Origin of the sequence: Mycobacterium sp. 852002-51613_SCH5001154 (assembly GCF_001667425.1) — a bacterium.
GTDB lineage: Bacteria > Actinomycetota > Actinomycetes > Mycobacteriales > Mycobacteriaceae > Mycobacterium.
The window spans coordinates 172373-196503 of the sequence record NZ_LZII01000052.1 but is presented as its reverse complement, the minus strand read 5'-3'; the positions used below and the strand labels follow the sequence as shown (position 1 = coordinate 196503).

At 68.2% G+C, this 24131-nt stretch carries 31 protein-coding genes; 21 read left to right on the top strand and 10 right to left on the bottom strand.

Translation table 11 applies throughout. The features are described 5' to 3' along the window. From A5750_RS14075 to rplO, 13 genes are all read left to right on the top strand, one after another. Positions 1–695: HNH endonuclease signature motif containing protein (locus tag A5750_RS14075; protein WP_156664336.1), on the top strand; the 695-nt coding region annotated here is incomplete at its 5' end. Positions 696–834: 139 nt separating this feature from the next. Further along, positions 835–1125, top strand: coding sequence for a hypothetical protein (locus tag A5750_RS14070; protein WP_066945900.1), 291 nt, complete (start codon positions 835–837; stop codon positions 1123–1125). Between the two features lie 129 nt (positions 1126–1254). Then, entirely contained in the window at positions 1255–1734 is a 480-nt protein-coding gene (locus A5750_RS14065; RefSeq protein WP_231989196.1) for a DinB family protein, read from the top strand. Between the two features lie 200 nt (positions 1735–1934). Next, positions 1935–2303 carry a 50S ribosomal protein L14 gene (rplN, locus tag A5750_RS14060; RefSeq protein ID WP_003403649.1) on the top strand — a complete coding sequence of 123 codons (369 nt, stop codon included), beginning with the start codon at positions 1935–1937 and terminating at the stop codon, positions 2301–2303. Beyond that, a complete protein-coding gene (gene rplX, locus A5750_RS14055; RefSeq protein ID WP_066945894.1) occupies positions 2303–2620 on the top strand; it encodes a 50S ribosomal protein L24 in 318 nt (105 codons plus the stop codon). Before rplN ends, rplX begins: the two co-directional genes overlap by 1 nt. Then, entirely contained in the window at positions 2620–3183 is a 564-nt protein-coding gene (gene rplE / locus A5750_RS14050) for a 50S ribosomal protein L5 (RefSeq protein ID WP_066945885.1), read from the top strand. Before rplX ends, rplE begins: the two co-directional genes overlap by 1 nt. Positions 3184–3187: 4 nt before the next feature. Next, positions 3188–3373 (top strand): type Z 30S ribosomal protein S14, encoded by a 186-nt coding sequence (locus A5750_RS14045; RefSeq protein ID WP_007167851.1) that lies wholly within the window; start codon positions 3188–3190, stop codon positions 3371–3373. Positions 3374–3511: 138 nt separating this feature from the next. Then, complete coding sequence (gene rpsH / locus A5750_RS14040; RefSeq protein ID WP_066945882.1) at positions 3512–3910, top strand: 30S ribosomal protein S8; 399 nt, start codon at positions 3512–3514, stop codon at positions 3908–3910. Positions 3911–3920: 10 nt separating this feature from the next. Then, on the top strand, positions 3921–4460 hold the full coding sequence (gene rplF / locus A5750_RS14035) for a 50S ribosomal protein L6 (RefSeq protein ID WP_067263506.1): 540 nt from the start codon (positions 3921–3923) through the stop codon (positions 4458–4460). Between the two features lie 41 nt (positions 4461–4501). Continuing rightward, positions 4502–4870 carry a 50S ribosomal protein L18 gene (gene rplR / locus A5750_RS14030; RefSeq protein ID WP_082948339.1) on the top strand — a complete coding sequence of 123 codons (369 nt, stop codon included), beginning with the start codon at positions 4502–4504 and terminating at the stop codon, positions 4868–4870. Positions 4871–4908: 38 nt separating this feature from the next. Further along, complete coding sequence (rpsE, locus tag A5750_RS14025; RefSeq protein WP_066945871.1) at positions 4909–5583, top strand: 30S ribosomal protein S5; 675 nt, start codon at positions 4909–4911, stop codon at positions 5581–5583. Beyond that, complete coding sequence (rpmD, locus tag A5750_RS14020; protein ID WP_046185988.1) at positions 5580–5795, top strand: 50S ribosomal protein L30; 216 nt, start codon at positions 5580–5582, stop codon at positions 5793–5795. The genes rpsE and rpmD overlap by 4 nt, the downstream gene beginning before the upstream one ends. Continuing rightward, the gene (gene rplO / locus A5750_RS14015; protein WP_067263503.1) at positions 5792–6232 is read left to right on the top strand and encodes a 50S ribosomal protein L15; all 441 of its coding nucleotides are present in this window, start codon (positions 5792–5794) and stop codon (positions 6230–6232) included. The genes rpmD and rplO overlap by 4 nt, the downstream gene beginning before the upstream one ends. Here the strand turns inward: rplO and A5750_RS14010 are convergent, their stop codons facing one another. Next, positions 6233–7159, bottom strand: coding sequence for an LLM class flavin-dependent oxidoreductase (locus A5750_RS14010; RefSeq protein ID WP_067263500.1), 927 nt, complete (start codon positions 7157–7159; stop codon positions 6233–6235). A 39-nt stretch (positions 7160–7198) separates the two neighbouring features. Here A5750_RS14010 and sppA point away from each other — a divergent pair, with 39 nt between their 5' ends. Further along, the gene (gene sppA / locus A5750_RS14005; RefSeq protein WP_067263497.1) at positions 7199–8971 is read left to right on the top strand and encodes a signal peptide peptidase SppA; all 1773 of its coding nucleotides are present in this window, start codon (positions 7199–7201) and stop codon (positions 8969–8971) included. Between the two features lie 4 nt (positions 8972–8975). Here the strand turns inward: sppA and A5750_RS14000 are convergent, their stop codons facing one another. The 5 genes from A5750_RS14000 to A5750_RS13980 all read right to left on the bottom strand — a co-directional run bounded on the left by A5750_RS14000 (position 8976) and on the right by A5750_RS13980 (position 13609). Then, entirely contained in the window at positions 8976–9890 is a 915-nt protein-coding gene (locus tag A5750_RS14000) for a class I SAM-dependent methyltransferase (protein WP_066945846.1), read from the bottom strand. Positions 9891–9912: 22 nt separating this feature from the next. Continuing rightward, positions 9913–10821 (bottom strand): class I SAM-dependent methyltransferase, encoded by a 909-nt coding sequence (locus tag A5750_RS13995; protein WP_066945843.1) that lies wholly within the window; start codon positions 10819–10821, stop codon positions 9913–9915. Positions 10822–10837: 16 nt separating this feature from the next. After that, the gene (locus A5750_RS13990) at positions 10838–11788 is read right to left on the bottom strand and encodes a class I SAM-dependent methyltransferase (RefSeq protein ID WP_066945841.1); all 951 of its coding nucleotides are present in this window, start codon (positions 11786–11788) and stop codon (positions 10838–10840) included. 125 nt (positions 11789–11913) lie between these two features. Then, positions 11914–12948 carry a dihydrodipicolinate reductase gene (locus A5750_RS13985; RefSeq protein ID WP_066945838.1) on the bottom strand — a complete coding sequence of 345 codons (1035 nt, stop codon included), beginning with the start codon at positions 12946–12948 and terminating at the stop codon, positions 11914–11916. Positions 12949–12970: 22 nt separating this feature from the next. Continuing rightward, positions 12971–13609, bottom strand: a complete 639-nt coding sequence (locus A5750_RS13980; RefSeq protein ID WP_369828582.1) for a class I SAM-dependent methyltransferase — start codon at positions 13607–13609, stop codon at positions 12971–12973. Between the two features lie 74 nt (positions 13610–13683). On the opposite strand from A5750_RS13980, the gene A5750_RS13975 reads away from it, so the two are divergent. From A5750_RS13975 to A5750_RS13965, 3 genes are all read left to right on the top strand, one after another. Beyond that, positions 13684–14532, top strand: a complete 849-nt coding sequence (locus A5750_RS13975; protein WP_066945835.1) for an AraC family transcriptional regulator — start codon at positions 13684–13686, stop codon at positions 14530–14532. A 123-nt stretch (positions 14533–14655) separates the two neighbouring features. After that, complete coding sequence (locus A5750_RS13970; protein WP_231989195.1) at positions 14656–15234, top strand: TetR/AcrR family transcriptional regulator; 579 nt, start codon at positions 14656–14658, stop codon at positions 15232–15234. Then, positions 15231–16457 carry a cytochrome P450 gene (locus A5750_RS13965; RefSeq protein WP_066945832.1) on the top strand — a complete coding sequence of 409 codons (1227 nt, stop codon included), beginning with the start codon at positions 15231–15233 and terminating at the stop codon, positions 16455–16457. Before A5750_RS13970 ends, A5750_RS13965 begins: the two co-directional genes overlap by 4 nt. On the opposite strand, the gene A5750_RS13960 is transcribed toward A5750_RS13965, so the two are convergent. Genes A5750_RS13960 through A5750_RS13950 form a run of 3 tightly spaced genes read right to left on the bottom strand, consistent with a single transcriptional unit; the run spans position 16458 to position 19014 of the window. Continuing rightward, a complete protein-coding gene (locus tag A5750_RS13960) occupies positions 16458–17375 on the bottom strand; it encodes an MBL fold metallo-hydrolase (protein WP_066945829.1) in 918 nt (305 codons plus the stop codon). It abuts the gene before it with no gap. Next, complete coding sequence (locus A5750_RS13955; protein ID WP_156622590.1) at positions 17375–18037, bottom strand: L-fuculose-phosphate aldolase; 663 nt, start codon at positions 18035–18037, stop codon at positions 17375–17377. The genes A5750_RS13960 and A5750_RS13955 overlap by 1 nt, the downstream gene beginning before the upstream one ends. After that, positions 18034–19014 carry an NAD(P)-dependent oxidoreductase gene (locus A5750_RS13950; RefSeq protein ID WP_066945826.1) on the bottom strand — a complete coding sequence of 327 codons (981 nt, stop codon included), beginning with the start codon at positions 19012–19014 and terminating at the stop codon, positions 18034–18036. Before A5750_RS13950 ends, A5750_RS13955 begins: the two co-directional genes overlap by 4 nt. A gap of 30 nt (positions 19015–19044) precedes the next feature. On the opposite strand from A5750_RS13950, the gene A5750_RS13945 reads away from it, so the two are divergent. Together A5750_RS13945 and A5750_RS13940 are read left to right on the top strand one after the other, a co-directional pair. After that, positions 19045–20406, top strand: a complete 1362-nt coding sequence (locus A5750_RS13945; protein WP_066945988.1) for an FGGY-family carbohydrate kinase — start codon at positions 19045–19047, stop codon at positions 20404–20406. Positions 20407–20415: 9 nt separating this feature from the next. Further along, positions 20416–21081, top strand: coding sequence for a GNAT family N-acetyltransferase (locus A5750_RS13940; protein ID WP_066945823.1), 666 nt, complete (start codon positions 20416–20418; stop codon positions 21079–21081). A gap of 42 nt (positions 21082–21123) precedes the next feature. On the opposite strand, the gene A5750_RS13935 is transcribed toward A5750_RS13940, so the two are convergent. Continuing rightward, positions 21124–22029, bottom strand: coding sequence for a class I SAM-dependent methyltransferase (locus tag A5750_RS13935; protein WP_067263486.1), 906 nt, complete (start codon positions 22027–22029; stop codon positions 21124–21126). Positions 22030–22262: 233 nt separating this feature from the next. Here A5750_RS13935 and secY point away from each other — a divergent pair, with 233 nt between their 5' ends. Continuing rightward, positions 22263–23588 carry a preprotein translocase subunit SecY gene (gene secY, locus A5750_RS13930; RefSeq protein ID WP_066945817.1) on the top strand — a complete coding sequence of 442 codons (1326 nt, stop codon included), beginning with the start codon at positions 22263–22265 and terminating at the stop codon, positions 23586–23588. Next, complete coding sequence (locus A5750_RS13925; protein WP_066945814.1) at positions 23585–24130, top strand: adenylate kinase; 546 nt, start codon at positions 23585–23587, stop codon at positions 24128–24130. The genes secY and A5750_RS13925 overlap by 4 nt, the downstream gene beginning before the upstream one ends. The last annotated feature ends 1 nt before the right edge of the window (position 24131 follow it).

The window sequence follows — 24131 nt, the reverse complement described above, 5'->3', positions numbered from 1 at the left end:
CACCGGCGGGGCCGGTGGTGATTCACGTCATCGCCGAGCAAGCCACCATCGACGGCACTCGTGAGGCGCCGGGCTGCCAGCTGGGCGCCGAAGGACTGATCCCGCCCGAGCTGATCGCCGAGTTGGCCGCCGCGGCCAAGCTGGTGCCGCTGGTCCACCCCGGCGACGCACCTCCCGAGAAGGGCTACGTGCCCTCCCAAGCGTTGGCCGATTTCGTGCGGTGCCGGGATTTGACCTGCCGCTGGCCGGGCTGTGATTGCCCGGCGGTGGCCTGCGACATCGACCACACCATCCCCTACAGCGCCGGCGGGCCCACGCACGCCTCCAACCTCAAATGTTATTGCCGCACCCATCATTTGGTGAAAACCTTCTGGGGGTGGCAGGAAAAGCAGCTGCCCGACGCGACGCTGATCCTGACCTCCCCGGCCGGGCGCACCTACGTCACCACCCCGGGCAGCGCGCTGCTGTTCCCCAGCCTGTGCCGATCGGTCGGCGGTGCGCCTGCAGCCGAGGTCGACCCACCGTTCGACGACTACTGCGCCCAGCGCACCGCGATGATGCCCAAACGCCGCCGCACCCGCGCCCAAGACCGCGCCTCCCGGGTAGCCACCGAACGCCGCAACAACCACCAAGCCCGCCGAGCACAACGCGCCGGACCCGCACCGCCGCCCGACGACGAACCACCGCCGTTTTGACGGCCGGTCAAGGGGTTATACGACCGCGAACGGGCGCCACTCGCCTGGCACGCGAATCGAGACCTCAAAGGCAGCCAATGCCACTTACCCAAGCGGTAGCGTCAGTACTTGCCGGCTGGGCTGGTGACGGGAGGCAAGCATGAAGCGCGGCATCGTCGGAGGATTCGCGAGCCTGCTCCTGGCCGCGGAGCTGATCGCCTCGGCGCCGCCGGCCAGCGCGGGCTGCCAGTACGGAGGAAACGTCCTCAGTAAGTGCGACGGGCCGGTCCAGCCCGACGGCACCTGGCAACGTTGCGTGGCCGTTCCCCGCTTGATTCCCAACGGCGCCAGTTCCTACCTGGTGCCCGACGGGCACTGCGAGTCGATGGGGCCCGACCAGCACCCGTCGGATCCCGCCTTCGCCGACCCGCCGATGCACATCGACGGCTGAGTCCGGGGATGCGCTGCAGCCCGGCGGGTGGTCGCGAACCGGCCGCCACCGAGCTAGGGGGAGGATTTGGAGATGCCCGCGTCCCTGCCCCCACTGGCGGCCGAAGATCACGCCTGCGCTGATTGTGGAATGAGTTACGCGGACACTCGGACCGACGACGCGGTCGGTGTGATCGCCGGTCTGCCGGACGCGGTTCGGGAGGCGATCTCCGTGATCCCGCCCGGGGCGCGGCGGTCACGGCCCAGCCCCGAAGTGTGGTCGGTCGCCGAATACCTCTGTCATCTGCGCGACGTCTACGTCTCCTTCACCATCCGGCTGCACCGCGTCCGCACCGAGCACGAGCCCGCGTGCGAGCCCATGTTCAACGATCTGCGGGCCCGCCGCTTCCGGTACAACGATTGCGACATCGAGGCCACGCTCGTCGAGCTCGCCGCCGCCGTGGCGGGCTTCCGCGACGAGGTCGCGCGCGTCAAAGACCACGACTGGGACCGCACCGCGACCCGGTTGCCGGGCGAACAGCGCACCGCCCGCTGGTTCGTGCGCCAGGCGATGCACGAAGGCGTGCACCACCTCGCAGATATCCGGAGAATCGGGGGAACGGCTCCTTGAGCCCGCCCCAAAGCCGCCTCGGCCGCGAATTTGGCTCTGAGCTGGTCGTCACCTAGACTCTAGGGGTTGCCTTGGGCAGACCTCGGCCGGTGCGAATCGGCCCCGCGTGCCCTTCGGTGACAAAGACCGCGCATGTCAGGTTATTCGGTGGGCTGTGGCTTGCCTCCTGCCGTGCACACGCAACCAGGTCAGGAGATCGAGTGATTCAGCAGGAATCGCGGCTGAAGGTCGCCGACAACACCGGCGCCAAGGAGATCTTGTGCATCCGGGTGCTCGGCGGTTCGTCGCGACGCTACGCCGGCATCGGGGACGTCATCGTCGCCACCGTCAAGGACGCCATTCCCGGCGGCAATGTCAAGCGCGGGGATGTGGTCAAGGCCGTCGTGGTGCGCACCGTCAAGGAGCGCCGCCGCCCGGACGGCAGCTACATCAAGTTCGACGAGAACGCCGCGGTGATCATCAAGCCCGACAACGACCCGCGCGGCACGCGCATCTTCGGCCCTGTCGGCCGCGAGCTGCGTGAGAAGCGGTTCATGAAGATCATTTCGCTGGCCCCGGAGGTGTTGTAGTGAAAATCAAGAAGGACGACACCGTCCTGGTCATCGCCGGCAAGGACAAGGGCGCCAAAGGCAAGGTGCTCAAGGTTTACCCGGAGCGCAACCGGGTCCTGGTCCAGGGAGTCAACTCGATCAAGAAGCACACCGCGGTTTCGAGCAACCAGCGCGGAGCCCAGTCGGGTGGAATCGTCACCCAGGAGGCGCCGATCGATGCCTCCAACGTGATGGTGGTCGACTCCGACGGTAAGCCCACCCGCGTCGGCTACCGGGTCGACGAGGAGACCGGCAAGCGGGTTCGTATCTCCAAGCGCAACGGCAAGGACATCTGATGACCACCGCAGAGAAAGTTCAACCCCGCCTGAAAGAGCGCTACCGCAGCGAGATTCGCGATTCGCTTCAGCAGCAGTTCGGTTACGGGAACGTCATGCAGATCCCGACCGTGACGAAAGTTGTTGTCAACATGGGCGTTGGCGATGCGGCGCGGGACGCGAAGCTGATCAACGGCGCGGTCAACGACCTTGCGCTGATCACCGGGCAAAAGCCCGAGATTCGCAGGGCGCGCAAGTCCATCGCGCAGTTCAAGCTGCGCGAGGGCATGCCGATCGGCGCCCGCGTCACCCTGCGCGGAGACCGCATGTGGGAGTTCCTGGACCGCCTCACCTCGATCGCGTTGCCCCGTATCCGTGACTTCCGCGGGCTTTCGCCCAAGCAGTTCGACGGTGTGGGCAACTACACGTTCGGGCTGGCCGAGCAGTCGGTGTTCCACGAGATCGACGTGGACAAGATCGACCGGGTTCGCGGCATGGACATCAACGTCGTCACCTCGGCGACGACCGACGACGAAGGACGAGCGCTGTTGCGGGCCCTCGGCTTTCCCTTCAAGGAGAACTGAGTAGATGGCGAAGAAGGCACTGGTCAACAAGGCCGCACGCAAGCCGAAGTTCGCGGTGCGCGGCTACACGCGCTGCAACAGGTGCGGCCGCCCGCGCGCGGTCTTCCGCAAATTCGGCCTGTGCAGGATCTGCCTGCGCGAGATGGCGCACGCGGGCGAGCTGCCCGGCGTGCAAAAGAGCAGCTGGTAAGAGCCAGGACCCCTAGACCAACCCAGAACAGGCACGCGACAGGCCCTGACCGGGAACCACCGCGAGGAAGGTGACAGACACTGTCATGACTGCGACAACGACGATGCAGAGCGCAGCGATGAAGAGGAGTGGCGCTCGATGACGATGACGGATCCGATCGCAGACTTCTTGACACGTCTGCGCAACGCCAATTCGGCGTATCACGACGAGGTGGCGTTGCCGCACTCCAAGATCAAGGCCAACATCGCCCAGATCCTCAAGAGCGAGGGTTACATCAGCGATTACCGGACCGAAGACGCTCGGGTGGGCAAGTCGCTGATCGTCCAGCTCAAGTACGGACCGAGCCGGGAGCGCAGCATCGCCGGACTGCGGCGAGTGTCCAAGCCCGGTCTGCGGGTGTACGCGAAATCCACCAACCTGCCGCGCGTGCTCGGCGGCCTGGGTGTGGCGATCATCTCGACCTCCTCGGGCCTGCTGACCGATCGTCAGGCAGCCAGACAGGGCGTGGGCGGCGAAGTCCTCGCGTACGTGTGGTGAGGGAGTAGACATGTCGCGCATTGGTAAGCAGCCGGTTCCGGTTCCCACCGGAGTCGACGTAACGATCGAGGGCCAGAACGTCTCGGTGAAGGGGCCCAAGGGCAGCCTGAATCTGACCGTCGCCGAACCGATTACGGTGGCCCGCAACGACGACGGCGCCATCGTGGTCACCCGCCCCAACGACGAGCGGCGCAACCGCTCGCTGCACGGGCTGTCGCGCACCCTGGTGTCCAACCTGGTCACCGGCGTGACCGAGGGATACACCACCAAGATGGAGATCTTCGGGGTCGGTTACCGCGTGCAGCTCAAGGGCGCCAACCTCGAGTTCGCGCTGGGCTACAGCCATCCCGTGGTCATCGAGGCGCCCGAGGGCATCACGTTCGCGGTCCAGTCCCCGACGAAGTTCTCGATTACCGGCATCGACAAGCAAAAGGTCGGTCAGATCTCGGCGAACATCCGCCGCCTGCGCCGTCCCGACCCGTACAAGGGCAAGGGCGTGCGCTACGAGGGCGAGCAGATCCGCCGCAAGGTCGGAAAGACAGGTAAGTAGTCATGGCGCAAAAACAAGCTGACACCGCCGCGCGAAAGCCGGTGGGGCAGAGCGTATCCGCAACTCGTCGGGTCTCGCGGCTGCGTAGGCACGCCCGGCTTCGCAAGAAGATCGCCGGCACCCCGGAGCGCCCGCGGCTCGTCATCAACCGGTCCGCGCGGCACATTCACGTGCAGCTGGTCAATGACGAGAACGGCACCACGGTGGCCGCCGCGTCGTCCATCGAGGACGATGTGCGGGGCCTGCAGGGCGACAAGAAGGCCCGCAGCGTGCGGGTGGGCCAATTGATCGCCGAGCGCGCCAAGGCCGCCGGCATCGACACCGTGGTGTTCGACCGCGGCGGGTACACCTACGCCGGACGGATTGCGGCGCTGGCCGATGCCGCCCGCGAGAACGGATTGAGTTTCTAGATGATCGAGACCTCGAACAAGACTGGAAGGACCGCATAATGGCGGAACAGTCGGCCGGCGGGCAGGGCGCCCCGGACAGCCGTGACTCGCGCGGTGACCGCGACAGCCGCGGCCGGCGCGATGGCGGCGGCCGCGGTGGACGCGACCGCGACGGCGACAAGAGCAACTACCTGGAGCGGGTCGTCGCCATCAACCGTGTCTCCAAGGTGGTCAAGGGTGGTAGGCGCTTCAGCTTCACCGCATTGGTCATCGTGGGCGACGGCAACGGCATGGTCGGCGTCGGCTACGGCAAGGCCAAGGAAGTTCCGGCCGCCATCGCCAAGGGCGTCGAGGAGGCACGCAAGGGCTTCTTCCGTGTACCGCTGATCGGTGGCACCATCACGCACCCGGTGCAGGGTGAAGCCGCAGCCGGCGTGGTGCTGCTGCGTCCGGCCAGCCCGGGTACCGGTGTGATCGCCGGCGGTGCGGCGCGTGCGGTGCTGGAATGCGCTGGGGTGCGCGACATCCTGGCCAAGTCGTTGGGCAGCGACAACGCGATCAACGTGGTGCATGCCACCGTCACCGCGCTCAAGCTGCTGCAGCGTCCCGAGGAGGTGGCGGCCCGCCGCGGGCTGCCCATCGAGGACGTCGCCCCGGCCGGAATGCTCAAGGCGCGACGGGAAAGCGAAGCGCTGGCCGCCAGTGCCGCGCGTGAGGGAACGGCACCGCAATGAGCCAACTGAAGATCACCCAGGTGCGCAGCACCATCGGGGCCCGCTGGAAGCAGCGGGAGAGCCTGCGCACCCTGGGCCTGCGACGGATTCGCCATTCGGTGATCCGTGAGGACAACCCGCAGACCCGCGGCCTGATCGCGGTGGTCAACCACCTCGTCGAGGTGGAGCCGGCCGAGGCGCAAGCCGCAGGGACCGGAGGGAAGAAGAAATGACGATCAAGCTGCACGACCTGAAGCCCGCGCCCGGGTCGAAGACCGCCCGCACCCGCGTCGGTCGCGGTGAGGGCTCGAAGGGCAAGACCGCGGGCCGCGGCACCAAGGGCACCAAGGCCCGCAAGAACGTGCCGGCCACCTTCGAGGGCGGCCAGATGCCGATTCACATGCGGCTGCCCAAGCTCAAGGGCTTCCGCAACCGATTCCGCACCGAATACGAGGTCGTCAACGTCGGCGACCTCAATCGGCTGTTCCCCCAGGGCGGTTCCATCGGTGTCGACGAGCTGGTGGCCAAGGGCGCGGTCCGCAAAAACGCGTTGGTCAAGGTCCTCGGCGACGGCAAGCTGACCGTCAAGCTCGAGGTCTCCGCGCACAAGTTCAGCGGCAGCGCCCGCGAGAAGATCACCGCCGCGGGCGGCTCGGCGACCGAGCTGTAGTCAGCCCAGCAGCGGAATGACTTCCGCGGCAAGGCGTTCCATCTGCTCCCGGTTCTCTGGAACATCGACGCCGACGGGATTGAGCAGCAGGTATTCGGCCCCGGCGTCGATCACCTCGCGCAGCCCGCGGGCCACGTCGTCGGGCGTGCCCGACACCGGAACGTCTTCGACGCCGGGCATCTTGCCGTAAATCCGCCGCAGCCCGGCCAGCACGCGCTCGCGAGCGCGCGCCGCATCGTCGTCGACCATCAGGTAGACGCGCTTGCCGATCGTGAAATGCACTGGGTCCTTTCGCTGTTCGTCGAGTTCGCGACGCACCACCGTCACGGCCCCGGCGAAGGCCTGGGTGGTCGACGAACCGGCGCCCAGGAAGGAGTCGCCGTGCCGCACCGCCCTGGCCAGGGCCTTCGGGGCCAGGCCGCCGAACCAGATGGGCGGGTGCGGCCGCTGTACCGGCTTGGGCGCGATCGGCACGTCGTCGACGTCGCGGAACCGGCCATGGAAGGTAACCCGGGGTTCGTCGGACCAGGCGGCCTTCATCAGCTTGAGGCCCTCGGTGAAATACGAGATGTACGTATCCTTTTCGACGCCGAGCGCGGCGAACCTGCGGAAGCCGCCGCCCGTCCCGACGCCGACGTCCAGCCGGCCGTGGCTGAGCCGGTCGACCGCGGTGACGGAGGAGGCCAGCTGCAGCGGATCGTGCAATGACGTCACCAGCACGGCGACCCCCAGGCGCAGCCGCTCGGTGCAGGCCGCGCAGTAGGCCAGCAGCTCCAGCGGTGCCAGCAGCGGTGCGTCCCCGATGATCTGCTCGAGTACCCAACCCCCCTCGAACCCGAGCTCCTCGGCCCGAAGCAGGTAAGCGCGCAGCCCTTCGGCGTCGAACCGGTCGTAGTCGAGTTGGGGGATGGCGATCGAGAACCTCACCCCACCACCGTACGGCGGCGGTGTCGGTACGCTGCAAACATGTTCGCCTTCCTGCCCTCGATGCCCGGGGTCGACGACGTCCGCGCGTTGGCCGTACGAGTAGATACCGCCCGCCACCACGGCGTACCCAATGGCTGTGTCCTCGAGCTCGACCTGCGATCGGCGCCGCCGGAGGCCACGGGTTTCGACCCGCTCGCGATCTTCACCGGTGGCAGGCCGATGGCGCTGCGCGACGCCGTCGCCGCCATCCACCGCGCGGCCGAGGATCCGCGGGTCGCCGGGCTGATCGCCCGCGTGCAACTTACGGCCTCACCACCGGCGGCGGTGCAGGAGCTGCGCGAGGCGATCGCCGCGTTCACCGCCGCCAAGCCGTCGCTGGCCTGGGCGGAAACCTATCCGGGCACGCTGTCCTACTACCTGGCTTCGGCGTTCGGCGAGGTCTGGATGCAGCCGTCGGGAAGCGTCGGGCTGATCGGCTTCGCGAGCAACGCCACCTTCCTGCGCGACGCGTTCGACAAGGCGGGGATCGAACCCCAATTCGTCGCGCGCGGCCAATACAAGTCGGCGGCAAACCGTTTCACCGAACACGGCTTCACCACGGCCCACCGCGAGGCCGTCACCCGGATGCTGGAAAGCCTGCAGCAGCAGGCGTGGCAGGCGATCGCCGAATCGCGCAAGCTCGACCCCGGCGCGCTCGACGCGCTGGCCGATCGCGCGCCGCTGTTGCGTGACGACGCCGTGGCCGCCGGGCTGCTCGACCGGATCGGATTTCGCGACGAAGCCTACGCCCGCATAGCGGAACTGGTTGGGGTTGAGGATGTTTCGGATGACGCCGCCCCGCCGCGGCTGTACTTGACGCGCTATGCCGGTGCGGCCCGCTCCCGGCTGGCCCCACCCAAGCCACCGGTTCCCGGCCGCCGGCCCAAGCCGACCCTGGCCGTCATCACGGTCGACGGCATGATCGTCGACGGACGCGGTGGGCCGCAGTTCCTGCCGCTGGGCACGGCCACCGCCGGCGGCGACACCATCGGGGCGGCGCTACGGGAGGCCGGCGCCGACGACTCGGTGTCCGCGATCGTGCTGCGGGTGAACAGCCCCGGCGGCACGATCACCGCGTCGGAGAGCATCTGGCGCGAAGTGACCCGCGCCCGCAAGCGGGGCAAGCCGGTGGTCGCCTCGATGGGCGCGGTCGCCGCCTCCGGCGGTTACTACGTCTCGATGGGGGCCGACGCGATCATCGCCAGCCCGGCGACGGTCACCGGTTCGATCGGTGTGATCACCGGCAAGCTGGTGATCCGCGATCTGTTGGAACGGTTGGGCGTCGGGTCGGATACCGTGCGCACCAACGCCAATGCCGACGCCTGGTCGATCGACGCACCGTTCACGCCGGAGCAGCAGGCGCATCGCGAAGCCGAGGCGGACCTGTTCTACGCCGACTTCGTGCAGCGGGTCGCCGAAGCTCGCAACCTGACCGCCGAGGCGGTCGATCGTGTTGCGCAGGGACGGATTTGGACCGGCGCCGACGCGCTGGACCGCGGCCTGGTCGACGAACTCGGCGGGTTCCGCACCGCCGTGCGCCGGGCCAAAGTCCTGGCCGGCCTCGACGAGGACAGCGACGTCCGCATCGTCAGTTATCCGGGCTCGTCGCTGCTGGACATGGTGCGGCCGCGCGCCTCGTCGCAACCCGCCGCCGCATCGCTGCCGGACGCGCTGGCCGCCCTGCTGGGCCGCACGGTCACCGGCGTCCTCGACAACGTCGAGCAGACGCTGAGCGGCGCCAGCGTGCTGTGGCCGGGCCCGTCGCGGTTCTAGAAAGCTAGCCGGTGAGATTGCCGCTGATGAAGATGATCTCGCCGAGCGGGTCGTCGTTTTGCGGGGGCGGCGCTTCGATGCCCTGGCGGCGGAACAGTTCCGTGCGGGTGGTGCCCTCGACGTCCCACCGCTTGGACCGCAGATAGTCCAGGACGTGGTTGCGTTCGCCGGCGTAGACCAGCGACGCCATGTCGATGTCCACGCCGTGGTCGCGGAAGGAACCGGACATCTCCCGCACCCTGTCGGCATCGAAATCGATGATGCCGGGCACGAATTCGGTGGCGATCGTGCTCCCGGGCGCGCTGAGCGCGGTGATGTTGTCGAACAGCCGGTCCTGGGCTTCCGGCGGCAGGTAGATCAGCAAACCCTCGGCCAGCCAGGCGGTCGGCGCAGTCGGATCGAAGCCGGACGCCTTCAGGGCGGCCGGCCAGTCGGCGCGCAGGTCGATCGGCACGGCGCGCCGCGTCGCGGTCGGTTCGGCGCCGATACCGGCCAACGTGCCCGTCTTGAATTCGATGACGCGGGGCTGGTCGATCTCGTAGACCACCGTGCCGGCCGGCCACGGCAGCCGGTAGGCGCGCGCGTCCAAACCCGATGCGAGGATGACCACCTGCCGGATTCCGCCGCCGGTCGCGTTGACGAAGTAGTCGTCGAAATACTTGGTGCGCACGGCCATTCCGTCGACCATCGCCTGCATGCGCACCTGCGACGCATTCTCGATCGCGTCGAGGTCGAGCTCGCCGTCCATCATCTTGGTGAAGAAGTCGACCGCGACCGCGCGCACCAGCGGCTCGGCGAACGGGTCGTGGATCAGGCCGCGGGGATCCTTCGTCGCCATGGCGCGCCCGGCGGCCACCATGGTCGCGGTCGCGCCCACACTGGACGCCAGATCCCACTCGTCGTCGTGAGCGCGTGACATGGGGGAGACCTTAGCCAACCCGCTACGCCAGCGTCGCGGCGACGTAGCTCAACTCGCCGAACGTAGCCGACATCTCGTCCTCGGGAAATTCAAAGCCGTTCTGCGCGTACAACTCCCGGGCCGGGTGGGTCTCCACCCGCCAGCCGTGGGTTTTCAGGTAGTCGACGACGACGTTGCGTTCGCCGCGGTAGAACAGATCGGCCGCGTTGAGGTTGAAGCCGAAGCGCTGCCACCGTTCGCTGATGCGCTGCAATCGCTCGTCGGAGAAGACGTTGGGGTCGGGCACGTGTTCGGTGGCCACCCGGCTGCCCGGCGCGCTGAGCGCGGTGATGTTGTCGAACAACCGGTCCTGCGCCTCCGGCGGCAGGTACGGCAGCAGCCCTTCCGCGCTCCACGCGGTGGGCTGCGTCACGTCGAATCCGCCGTCGCGCAACGCCGCCGGCCAGTCGTCGCGCAGGTCGACGGCGATCGCGCGGCGCTCGGCTGTCGGGGCGGCGCCGAGCCCGGCCAGCGTGTCGGTCTTGAACGCGATGACCTGCGGCTGGTCGATCTCGTAGACGACGGTGCCCGCCGGCCACGGCAAGCGGTAAGCGCGGGTGTCCAGGCCGGACGCCAGGATCACCGCCTGCCGCACACCAGCTTTGGTGGCACCGGTGAAGAAGTCGTCGAAAAACCGGGTGCGAACCGTGATCTGCTCCGCCCGGGCCTTGCGATTGAACAGCGGATCGTCCTCGAAATCGACCTGTCCTTCGACGATGCGGATGAAGGGCTCCAGGCCGACGGCGCGGACCAGCGGTTCGGCCAGCGGATCGTCGAGTAACGCGTCGGGTCCCTGCGACGCCACCGCGCGGGAGGCGGCGACCATGGTGGCCGTCGCCCCCACGCTGGACCCGGGTCCCCAGCTGTCGCCTTCCGTACGTCCCGATTCCATAGTCATGCAAAGACTCCTATTTCTTGTCCAGCGTGCCGCTTACGTAAAGCATCTCGCCCATGCGGATGTCGTCGTCCTCGAGCGGTGGAAGCCCGTTGGCCGAGAACAGCTCCCGGATGCTGGCGCCGTTCAGCGACCAACCGCGCTCGCCGAGGTAGGGGGCGGCCTCGTTGCGGTCCCCGAAGTAGACGAGCCCCGCCATGTCCAGGTCGAAACCGTGCGCCCGCCAGCGTTCGGAGATGTGCTGCATGCGCTCCTTGAGTTTCTCCTCGTCCCCGGGCTCGGGGTTGGGCGCGCTTTCGACCGCCACTCGGCTGCCCCGGGCGCTGAGTTCGGTGATGGTGTCCAGCAGGCGGTCCTGCGCCTCCGGCGGCAGGTAGCCCAGCAGGCCCTCGGCGCTCCAGGCGGTCGGCTGGGCCGGGTCGAATCCGGCGGCGCGCAAGGCGGCTGGCCAGTCGTCGCGCAGGTCGACGGCCACCACGCGCCGGTCGGCGGTGGGCGCGGCGCCCAGCTCGGCCAGCGTGCGCGACTTGAAGTCGATCACCTGCGGCTGGTCTACCTCGTAGACGACGGTCCCGGCGGGCCACGCCAGCCGGTAGGCGCGGGCATCCAGCCCCGAGGCCAGGATCACCGCCTGCTTGATGCCCGCACGCGTCGCATCCAGAAAGAACTCGTCGAAGAACTTCGTGCGCACGGCCATGTTGTCGGCCATCCGGGACATCGCGCCGGTGGATCCGGTCGCGCCGTCGTGCGCGTCGTTCAGCTCGTCCGGGTTCACCTCGCCGGTCGCCAGCCGGGTGAGGAGGTCGACGCCCACGGCCCGCACCAACGGCTCGGCGAACGGGTCGTTGATCAGCGGACGGTCGGCGCGGGTGGCGACGGCGCGCGCGGCCGCGACCATCGTCGCGGTCACCCCGACGCTGGACGCCAGGTCCCAGGTGTCGCCCTCATACCTGGTGGATGTCATGTTCGCCTCTGTTCAGAAGTAGTTAGGCTAATATTTAGCCGATATAACAAGCTCCAACCACTGTACGCTTCCCCCGATTCGCGGCAACCCGGCGGCGGCGCCGCGAACGTCGCGTTCGACCAGCGCTAGAGCAGGGCGCCCCGGGATCCGGTGACGGGCAGATCGATCGGCGTGATGACCCCCGGCTGCGCGTCGCACAGGAACGGTATGGCGTTGACCGCCGCGACGGCCGTGCTGTCCATCAACACGGTCATCACGTCCTCGCCGGGTTTGCCGAACCGGATCGTCGCGTCCACGCGTGGCTCGCCTTCGATCACCACGCTGAATCCCTTGGGGTCCGTCCATTGTGGGTCCAGCGCGTCGTCGCTCATGGTCCAGCAGATGGCCAGCTCGACCACCGGGCGGCCCCCGCGATAGCCGCGATAGGTGCGGCGCTGGCCCCCGGCGGTCCCCGCGGCGTAGTTCACCCAGCCCAGATCCAGGTCCCGGGTCAGCACCGCGGGCTCGACGAATGCCTCCTTGGAGTCGAGCTCGGTGCCCAGCATGGCGGCGATCATGTCCAGCGTCTCGAAGTAGCCGAGCCCGTATCGTTGCGTCGCCGGGTCGAGGTGCGTCACCCGCTCACGGGGTGGCTTGCCGAATCCGAGCACCTTCCACACGTCCTGTATGGGATAGGTTGTGCAGTCCAACGTTTCGACGAGCTTGACGCTGTGCACCCGTCGGCACGCGCCGGTGAGGAACCCGGCGACGACGTTGATGAAGCCCGGCTCGAATCCCGTCCCCAGGAAGGTCGCGTTGCCCCGTCGGGCTGCTTCCTCGAGGGCCGGGAGTTCGGCCGGGTGGTGGGTGCCGGTCAGGAAGTCTCCGGTCGTGACCACGTTGATGCCGCGGCGCAGCATCCTTTCCACCAGTTCGTAGTCGATGGCCCGCGGCATGTAGTTCACGCAGTCCGGCGCCAGGTCGAGCAGCGCGTCGACGTCGTCCGTCGCGGTGACGCCGGTCGGGGGCCGGTCCGCGAGCTCCCCGGCGTCGCGCCCCACCTTCTCCGCCCCCAGGGCGTGCACGCCCACCACGTCGAAGTCGTCGCGGTCGAGCAGGATGCCGAGGGCTCGCTTTCCGATGTTGCCGGTGGACCACTGAACCACGCGGTAGGGCGCCATGGCATCAACCGTAACTGGCGGTCTAGGCGGGGCGGGTGGCGCGATAGTAGTTCAATCGCCCGAGAACGCGGTGCCGCTCCGAGGCGACCTCGGTGCACTCGAAACCGGCGCCGCGCAGCAGTCGCGGGATCGCGTCGCCGAGGTTGCCGGCCGCGTGGTGGTTGCGCCTGATGAGCCGCGCCAGCAGGCCGTGGTCATCGGTCATGTCGCCGCCGATGTCGACCAGGTGCAGCCGGCCGCCCGGGCGAAGGACGCGGAAAACCTCCGCCGCCGCAGCGGTTTTGGCGTCGTCGCCGATATGGTGCAGCATCAAAGACGACAGCACCCGGTCGAATTCGCCGTCGGCGTAGGGCAGCCGTTCTGCGTAGCCCTGCTCGAAGCGGATCCCCTCCGCCTTTCGCCTCGCCCGGTCAAGCGCCCGCGGGTCGGGATCGCATCCGACCACCTCCAGCTGGGGATGGGAGCGTTTCGCCCGAATGGTGAGATTGCCCGTGCCGCAGCCGATTTCCAGGATGCGGAGGCAGTTGTCGAGTTCGGCCTGCGCGAGGAGCGCGTCGTGGACCCTTTTCATGCCGAGCAGGCGTGACATCAGGTCGTAGGTGGGGAGCAACGCGTCGTGGCCGGCGGCCGGCAGGTAGTCATGTGGATGATGTTTTGTCACGCAATCCATGGTGAACCGATGCATCGGCGAAGAATTGGGTGATTCTCGGAGAAACTTGAACTATTTTTGGTGATATGGCGCAACCGGCTCGGATGGTTCGGCAGCGCGCGGGGGTGCCGGTCTACGCATACCGGACCGATCCCGACAACCCCCCGGTCACGGTGGTGCGGTCCGGCCCGGAGGATTTTGTCGACCGCGGTCGCCACATCCACGACTTCCCGGCGCTGTGGTACCTGCCCGCGGCCGGGCTTGTCTACGTGGCAGCCGCTGGGCGGGTGCTCGATCCCGCGCAGTTGGCCGATCGCGACGCCGGTGTCGCTGTCTTCTTCGACCCCGCGACCCTGGGCGAGGACGGGCGATCGCCCTGGCCGGCGTGGCGGGCGCACCCGCTGCTGTTCCCGTTCCTGCACGGGCACGCCGGTGGGATTTTGCGGCTGGAGGTGCCCGCGGCGCGACGGCCGGTCTGGGACGCGGCGATCGGGTCGATCGAAGCCGAGCTGCTCGCACGGCAGGACGGCTATCGGCAGGCCGCCTTGGCACATCTGACGCTGTTGCTGATCGACCTCGCGCGGCTGGCGGGCGCGGTGGTGGCCGAGCTGCGCCGCGCGGGCGAGCCGCTGCTGGCCGAGGTGTTCGAGGTGATCGACCGCCGGCACGCCGAGCCGTTGTCGCTGCGCGACGTCGCGGGCGAACTTGGCGTGACGCCCGGGCACCTGACCACCGTGGTGCGGCGCCGCACCGGGCGCACCGTCGGGGAGTGGATCACCGAACGCCGGATGGCCGAGGCCCGCGGGCTGCTGGCCGATACGGATCTGCCGGTCGCCGAGGTCGCCAGGCGGGTGGGGATCGCCGATCCCGGCTATTTCAGCCGGCTGTTCGGCCGGACCCACGGGCTCTCGCCCCGCGGGTGGCGACGGCGCTGACGAGGCGTCCCGGTCCTGTCGAGCGGTCACTGGCGGGCCCGAATCCCTTCGCCACCGTTGACGAGCGCGTCGAACGTTGTTCTAATCAGAACATTGTTCGAAACGGCCCGGATGGGAGAACGCGTGCAGACTGCATCAGGTGCGCCGGTGTTGCGGCACGGAGCGCTCGACCGGGCGCACTTGACCAAGCACCTGTTGCAATTGGCCAAGCGTGTCGGCGTCAACCGGGTCACGATGCGCGAGCTGGCCGCTGAGGCGGGCACGGCCGCCTCGTCGGTGTACTACCACGTCCGTGACAAGCGCGAATTGCTCGATCTGCTCATCGAATCCGTGCTCGCCCAGATCGAGGTGCCGCAGGAGGGCGACTGGGAGTCACGGTTGATCGCGCTCTACACGAATGCGTGGAAGGAGCTGGTCGAGGTGCCCGGGATCACCGTCCTGCTGCTGGAACATCCGCACACGGCGGCGGCCACCGAGATGGACCGCGCCTCTCGCGGAATCCTGCACGAATCCGGTTTGAGCGCGGAACATTTCGATGCGGCACACGCCACGCTCTACGTCCACCTGCTGGGGGCAGTGCAGCTCGAGCAAATCCGTCACGCCGGTGCCGGGGCACACGGTCCAAGTGACGAAGCGTTTGCGTACGGGTTGCGGTTGATATTGGGCGGTCTGCGAAGCGAAATCGGGGGTGGTGCATCATGAGCGACACGACGATCGACCTCGCCGAGCCGGCGATCTGGTCATCGCGCTTTCCCGACGATCTGTTCGCCGAACTGCGCGCCCGTACGCCGGTGTTTCATCAGCGGCTCACCGAGGAGGTGAGGTCGGCCGTCGGCCGCGAATTCTGGGTGTGTACCAAGCACGCCGACGTGGCACGGGTGCATCGCGACTACGAGACGTTCACCGCGACACGCGGACCGCTGATCCAGGACGTAGCACTGTTCGACGCTTACCCGGCGATCGTGAGTCTGGACCCGCCGGATCACACCGTCCGCCGCCGGCTCATCACGCGTGCCTTCACTCCGCGCGCGGTCGCCAAGTTGGAAGATGGAATTCGCAGTCGGGCCAAAGAGATGGCCGGGGCACTGCGGGAGTCCGGAGGTGGCGAGTTCGTCCACCTGGCCGCCGGATTGCCCATATCGGTGATCGGCGACATCGTGGGGATCCCCGAATCCGACCGCCCGCATGTTTTCGGTTTGATCGATCGAGTTCTGAAGACCGCTGGTGCACAGATGTCCCTCCCCGAAGGGGACGATCTGTTGCCCTTCGTGGAGCTGTTCGAATACGCAAGCTCGCTGACGGCGCACAAACGCGAACATCCCGTGGACGACATCTGGAGTGCGCTGTGCACCACGGAAGTCACGGAAGAATCCGGAAAGCGCTTCCTGCTGCCCTCCAACGAGTTGGAGATCTTTTTCTTCATCCTCGGGCTGGCGGGTGCCGATACGACACGAAACGCGTTGTGCGACGGGATTCGTGCTTTCGTCGACAACCCCGACCAGATGGCGATCTATCGTTGTGACCCCGGTGTGCGCGCCACGGCGGTCGAGGAGGTGATCCGCTACTCCACGCCCATCATGTTCTGGGTACGCGGAGCGACCAAGGACGTCCACCTCGGCGACGTTCTGATCCCGGCGGGTGCGCGCGTGGTGACGATGTTGCGATCGGCCAATCGCGACGAGGACGTCTTCGAGGATCCGTACAGGTTTGACATTCGCCGTAATCCCAATCCGCACCAGTCGTTTGGCGGTGGCGGCGCCCATCACTGCCTGGGGGCCATGCTGGCCCGAGCGGAAGTCCGGGCCGCCCTGGACGAGATCTTGTTGAACACCGACCTGATCGAGGTCGGCGAGCCGACCATGGTGCTTCCCGACCTGACGAACAACATGACGGTGTACGAATCGCTGCGGGTCCGCTTTAGCTAGTCAGAGGGATTCGATGTCCAGCCAGCGGTCGACGTCGAATCGGTCCTCGGCGGCGAGGATCGTCGCACCACCGCGTCCGGGGTAGTGCGCGGGAATCACGGCGGCCTTCGCCTGGACTGCCTCGGTGAAGATCCGGCGGCGGGTCACCGCGGCGGCGGGGCCGTCCACGTCGAAGGCGCAGGTGTCGGCGGGGCGACGCAACTGCAGCGGGCTGTGGGTGAGATCGCCGACGAAGACGACCGGCTGACCCGCATCCAGCCACAGCACCGAGGAGCCCGGCGTGTGCCCGGGGGCGGGCCGCAGCCGCAGCGACGGGCTGACCTGGTAATCGTCCGACCATTGGACGAGCTGTCCCGCCGCCGCGATCGGTGCGACGCTGTCCGCGAACACGAGCTGGTCGCCGCGCTGCTGAGCCGCTTCCTCCTCGCTGCGCGGCGATCGCCTCGCCGCGGGCCCATCGGGTGCGAAGTGCTGGTAGTCGGCAGCCGGCACCACGTATCGGGCGTTGGGAAACGTCGGCACCCAGGAATCGTTGTCCAGCATGGTGTTCCACCCGACATGGTCGGAGTGGACGTGGGTGTTGACTACCACGTCCACGGCGGCGCGGTCGACGCCCGCGTACCGCAGGGCGGCCAGGAATCCGGTGTTGAGGTGGTCCAGGGGTTGCATGTGCGGGCGTTGGCGGTCGTTACCGACACCGGTGTCCACGACGACGGTCAACCCGTCGACCTCGATGACCCAGCTTTGGATCGCGATGTGCCACTGATCGGTGGATGGGTCGAAGAAGTCCGGCACCAGCAGGTCGGCGTTGTCTTGCCAGCCGGACGGCGGTGTTTGCGCGAAAAGGCGTGTCGTCAGGTCGAATTGGAGTTCGAGGACCCGCGCCACGCGCGCGTGGCCGAACCGGACCGGGCGCATCAGGCGTTCGCGCGCAGGTAGCCGTATACGCCGGCGAAGTTGCGGTTGACGTCCTCGGGGATGGGCACCGGGCCGCCGAGCGCCCTTGCACCCCAAACGATTTGGGCGGTGCGCTCCACCAGGGCGGTGATGTGCAGCACCTTGTCCGGTCGTGGCCCCACGGCCACCAGGCCGTGGTTGGCGATCAACGCGGCGCCCCGGCCGTCGAGCGCCTTGACGGCGTTGGCGCCGACGTCGGGGGTGCCGGAGGCGGCGTACTCGGTGCAGCGGACGTCCCCGCCGCAGTACACCGCGAACTCGTCGATGCACGCCGGAATCGATTGGTGCGCAATGGCGAACATGGTCGCCCACACCGGGTGGCTGTGAATGACGCTGCCGATATCGTCGAACGCGCGGTAGCAGGCCAGGTGCAGCTGCATCTCCGAGGACGGCGAGCGGCCGTCCGCGGCGTGCAGCACGGCACCGTCCGGGTCTATGAGCACGAGGTCGTCGAGCTGCATGTCGCGGTAGTCAACCGACGACGGGGTGATGACGATGTTGCCGTCGGAGCGCCGCGCGGAGATGTTGCCCGCGGTTCCCTCGACCAGGCCCCGGCGCAGCATGTCCTTGGCCGCGTCGAGCACCGCCGTTTCGGGGTGGGCCACCGATTTCACGGACGTCATGGGCCGAGCACCTCCGGGTTGACGATGTGGGCGGGCATCCCGCCGGCCAGCAGCGCTTCCAGGTCGTCGGCCACCATCTGCGCCTGCCGAGCCTCAGTGTTCCACGTGGCGCCGCCGATGTGAGGCGTCAGCACGACATTGGGCATGCCGACCAGCGGGTGGTCGGTGGGCAGCCATTCGCCGACGAAGTGGTCCAGGCCGGCGGCGGACACCTTGCCGTCGCGCAGCGCGTCGACGAGCGCATCGGTGTCGTGCAGCTGGGCGCGGGCGGTGTTGAGGAAGACCACGCCGTCACGCATGGCGGCGAACTGCGGCGCCCCGATCATGCCGACCGTGTCGTCGGTGACGGGCGCGTGCAGGGAGACGACGTCGGCCTCGCCCAGCAGCTCGTCCAGGCCGTGCCGGGCGTCGTCGTTGTAGGGGTCGTGGGCGATGACCCGCAGGCCCAGCCCGGACAGCCGCCATGCGGTGGCGCGGCCGACGGCGCCGAGGCCCACCAGACCGGCGGTGCGCCCGGCGACCTCCCAGGCGCGGAACCGCTGATAGGGGATGCTGCCATCGCGAAAGATGTTGCCGCTGCGGACATCCGCGTCGGCGGGCAGGAGCTGGCGGGTGACGGCCAGCAGCAGCGCCACCGTCATCTCGGCGACCGCGTCGGCGTTGCGGCCCGGGGTGTTCAGCACCGGGACCCCGGCCGCGGTGGCCCCCGCGATGTCGACGTTGTTGGGGTCGCCGCGGGTCGAGGCGATCACCCGCAGGCCCAAGTCGAACACCGGCCCGCCGACCGAGTCGCTTTCCACCACAACGACATCGGCGGCCTCGGCGGTGATGCGTTCGGCCAGTTGTTCGGCACTGTAGATCCGCAGCGGGGTCTGCTCGATCCACGGGTCGTACACCACGTCGGCCAGCTGCTTCAGCTTGGCGAAGCCCGGTCCCCGCAGCGGGGCCGTCACCAACGCGCGCGGTCTTGACGTCACGAACCCCAATGCTGGCGTACGGTGACGCCCGTGTCACGTGAAGTCGTCACAATCGGCATCGACGTCGGCAGCACCGCGGTCAAAGCGGTCGCCGCGGACGCCGACGGCCGGGTGACCGCGCGGGCCCGGATCCCGCACCAGTTGCGGGTGCCGGCGCCCGGCCGGCTCGAGCACGACGCCGGCGAGGCGTGGCGGCGGGGGCCGGTGGCGGCGCTGAACCAGCTGAACCCCGGGCCGAACGTCCGCGCGGTGGCCGTATCGGCGATGGTGCCGTCGCTGACGGCCGTCGATGCCGCGGGCGTGCCGACGACGCCGGGACTGTTGTATGGCGACGAACGGGGCCGAACACCGGAGCAACCCGTGCAGCCGCTGCCGGCGTTGGGCGAGGCCGCCGAGTTCCTGCGCTGGACGGCGGCGCAGGCGCCGGGCGCGGCGGGGTACTGGCCGGCGCCGGCGGTGGCCAACCACGCCCTTGCGGGCGAAGCGGTGATCGACTTCGCCACCGCCGCGACCGCGTACCCGCTGTTCGACGGGACGGGCTGGAACCCCGAGGCGTGCGCCGAGCGCGGCGCGCGGCCCGAACAGATGCCGCGGGTGGAGAGCATGGGGGCCGCCGTCGGGCAGGTGCACGGCAGCGGCGCGGCGCTGGGAATCGGCGCCATCGACGCTTTGTGCGAGCAGATCGTGGCCGGCGCCGACCGCGACGGCGACGTGCTGGTGCTGTGCGGCACCACCTTGATCGTGTGGACCACCATCCCCGAGGCCCGGCAGGTGCCGGGCCTGTGGACCATCCCCCATACCGCCGCGGGCAAGAGCCAGATCGGCGGGGCGAGCAATGCCGGCGGGCTGTTCCTCGGCTGGGTGGACCGCGTGGTCGCATCCGGCGACCCGGCCGCCGCGCAGCCCGGGCGGGTGCCGGTGTGGTCGCCCTACCTTCGCGGGGAGCGCACTCCGTTCCATGACCCGGATCGCCGTGCCGTGCTCGAAGCGCTGGACCTCACTCACGACGCGGCAGCGCTGCGCCGGGCCGCCTACGAGGCGTCGGGCTTCGTGGTCCGTCAGCTCATCGAGCTGAGCGGGGCGCCGGTGGCAAGGATCGTCGCCACGGGCGGCGGCACTCGGGTCGGACCGTGGATGCAGGCCATCGCCGATGCCACCGGGCGGCCGGTGGAGGTGTCGGCGGTGCCCGAGGGGGCGGCGCTGGGCGCGGCGTTCCTCGGGCGCATGGCGGCCGGCCTGGAAACCTCGATCGCCGACGCTGCCCGCTGGGTCTCCACCGAGCGCGTCGTCGAACCCGACCCCGCCTGGGCCGCCGCGGTCGAGGACCGCTACCAACGGTTCCTGGAGCTGGGAACCCGGAGATGTAGCGCGCTCCCTCCGGCGGCGTTCTAGGCTGGTGCAATGACCGACCAGGATCGCAAAGCCGCCCGTCGCGAGATCGCCGATGCCCTGCTGAAAGCTCTTGAACGCCGGCATGAAATCGCCGACGTCGTGGTGGAGTCCGAGAACAAGGCGGCCGCGGTCGAGGCGATCGTCCGCCTGCTCGATACCTCCCACGTGGCCGCCGAAGCGGTGATGGGGATGTCGTTCGATCAGCTCACCATCGACTCGCGCCGCAAGATCCTGGCCGAACTCGAGGACCTGAACAAGCAGCTCAGCTTCACCCTCGGCGAGCGCCCGGCCAGCTCGGGGGAGACCCTGGAGCTGCGACCGTTCTCGGCGGAGAATGACCGCGACATCTTCGCTGCCCGCACCGAGGACATGGGCGCCGCCGGCGACGGGTCCGGCGGGCCGGCCGGCAACCTCGACGACGAAATCAGCGCGGCGCTGGGGCGCCTCGACGACGAGGAGGCGGCGTGGTTCGTGGCCGTCGATTCCGGCGAGAAGGTCGGGATGGTGTTCGGCGAGCTGCTCGGGGGCGAGGTCAACGTGCGCATCTGGATCCACCCGGAGCACCGCAAGAAGGGTTACGGCACCGCGGCCCTGCGCAAGTCGCGCACCGAGATGGCCTGGTGCTTCCCCGCCGTGCCGATGGTGGTGCGCGCGCCGTCCGCCAGGCCCGCCTGAGCTACGGCAAAGCCGTTGGCGGCGTGAGGCTTTCGCGGGTGGCTAGCTCAACGTCGCGGTGACGGCGACGATGTTGCGCAGCTGCGACGTCTCGTCGTCCGGGAAGACGAGGCCGTAGTCGGCGAAGTACTCGCGCCGCTCCCGGGTGCTCACCCGCCAACCGCGGCCGGTCAGGTAGTCCACGACGTTGCTGCGCTCCCCGTCGAAGAACAGCCCCGACAGGTCGATGTCGCAGCCCAGGTTTGCCCACCGCTCGTTGAACTGCTGCGCACGTTCGGTCATCGTCCGGCCGGAGTCGCCGTGGAATTCGGTGGCCAGCTTGCTTCCGGGCGCGCTGAGCTCGGTGATGTTGTCGAAGAGCCGGTCCTGGGCTTCGGGCGGCAGGTACATGAGCAGACCCTCGGCGCTCCACGACGTCGGTTGCGCCGGGTCGAAACCGCTGCGCCGCAACGCTTCCGGCCAGTCGTCGCGCAGATCGACGCTGACGGCGCGCCGCTCGGCGGTCGGGGAGGCGCCCAGCTCGGCCATGGCGGCGGTCTTGAACTCGACGACCTTGGGCTGATCCACCTCGTAGACCACGCTCCCGGGCGGCCAGCTCAGCCGGTACGCACGGGCGTCGAGGCCGGCGGCCAGGATCACCGACTGGCGGATCCCGTCGCGGGCGGCGCCCCGAAAGAAGTCGTCGAAGAAGCGCGTGCGCACCGCGATCGAATCCGTTTCCAGCTGCAGGTCCCGTTCGCCGTCCTCCGCGTCCGTGGACGCCACTTCGCCGTCGACCAGTTGGCGGAAGAATTCCAGGCCGACAGCTCGCACCAGGGGCGCCGCGAACGGATCGTGGATGATCGGCTCGGCGCCCTCGCTGGCCAGCGCGCGGGCCGCGGCGACCATCGTGGCCGTGGCACCGACGCTGGAGGCCAAGTCCCAACTGTCTTGGTCAGTGCGTGTCATGCTCTCCCCATTTAATTAGCAAATGCAACGAACCAAGAGCACTCTACGCCCCACGGCTTGCGGCTTCCTGTGGTTTTTATGGGTCCTCGGTGACGGCCCTGGACGGGCTTGCCCAGACCAGCTGTTAGTCTCGTACACGGTTTGACGCGCTGCAGAATAAGTCGGCCGTACGTCCTGGCCTGCGGGTGTTGGGCGCGTAATGCAGGAAACCCCCCGGCTGCGCAGGAGGAAGAGTGCTTTCGGCTTTCATCTCATCGCTGCGGACAGTCGACCTGAGACGGAAGATCCTCTTCACGCTGGGAATCGTCGTTCTCTATCGGCTGGGCGCTGCTTTGCCGTCCCCTGGCGTCAATTTCCCGAACGTCCAGCAGTGCATCAAGGAGGCCAGCGGCGGCGCGGCCGGACAGATCTATTCGCTGATCAACCTGTTTTCCGGCGGTGCGTTGCTGAAGCTGACGGTGTTCGCCGTCGGGGTGATGCCCTACATCACCGCGAGCATCATCGTGCAGCTGCTCACGGTGGTCATCCCGCGGTTCGAGGAACTGCGCAAGGAAGGCCAGTCCGGCCAGGCCAAGATGACGCAGTACACCCGCTATCTGGCCATCGCGCTGGCGATCCTGCAGGCGACCAGCATCGTGGCACTGGCGGCCAACGGCGGGTTGCTACAGGGCTGCTCGCTGGACATCATCGCCGACCAGAGCATCTTCACGCTGGTCGTCATCGTGATGGTGATGACCTCCGGCGCGGCGCTGGTGATGTGGATGGGCGAGCTGATCACCGAGCGGGGCATCGGTAACGGCATGTCGTTGCTGATCTTCGTCGGCATCGCGGCCCGCATCCCCTCCGAGGGCAAGACCATCCTGGACAGCCGCGGCGGGATGATCTTCGCCGCCGTCTGCGTCGCCGCCCTGGCCATCATCGTCGGCGTGGTGTTCGTCGAGCAGGGGCAGCGCCGCATCCCGGTGCAGTACGCCAAGCGCATGGTGGGCCGGCGCATGTACGGCGGAACGTCGACGTACCTGCCGCTCAAGGTCAACCAGGCCGGCGTCATTCCGGTCATCTTCGCATCGTCGCTCATCTACATCCCGCACCTGATCACGCAGCTGATCCGCAGCGGCAGCGGTGGAGTGGGCAACAGCTGGTGGGACAAGTTCGTCGGCAGTTACCTGTCCGACCCCAGCGATCCCATTTACATCAGCATCTACTTCGGGCTGATCATCTTCTTCACGTATTTCTACGTGTCCATCACGTTCAACCCCGACGAACGTGCCGACGAGATGAAGAAGTTCGGCGGGTTCATCCCGGGCATCCGGCCGGGCAAGCCCACCGCCGACTACCTGCGTTATGTGCTGAGCAGGATTACCCTGCCGGGCTCGATCTACCTCGGCGCCATCTCGGTGCTGCCCAACTTGTTCCTGCAAATCGGCAATGGCGGAGCGGTCCAGAATTTGCCGTTCGGCGGTACCGCGGTTTTGATCATGATTGGTGTCGGCTTGGATACGGTCAAGCAGATCGAGAGCCAGCTGATGCAGCGCAACTACGAGGGGTTCCTGAAGTGAGAGTCGTTTTGCTGGGCCCGCCGGGGGCGGGCAAGGGAACGCAGGCCCAGAAGCTCTCCGAAAAGCTCGGGATCCCGCACATCTCCACCGGCGAGCTGTTTCGTAGCAACATCGAGAACGGCACCAAACTCGGCCTGGAGGCCAAGCGCTATCTGGACGCCGGCGACCTGGTTCCCTCGGAGTTGACCAATCAGCTCGTGGACGACCGCCTCAGCGATGCCGACGCGGCCGCGGGCTTCGTCCTGGACGGGTATCCGCGGTCGACGGAGCAGGCCAAGGCGCTGCACGAAATGCTCGAGCGCCGAGGCACCGACATCGACTCGGTGCTGGAGTTCCGCGTTTCGGAGGACGAGCTGCTGCAACGGCTCAAAGCCCGCGGCCGCGCCGACGACACCGACGACATCATCCTGAACCGGATGAAGGTGTACCGCGACGAGACCGCGCCGCTGCTCGAGTACTACCGCGACGAACTCAAGACGGTCGACGCCATCGGCACCCTGGACGAAGTGTTCGCCCGCGCCCTGCAAGCGCTGGGCAAGTAAC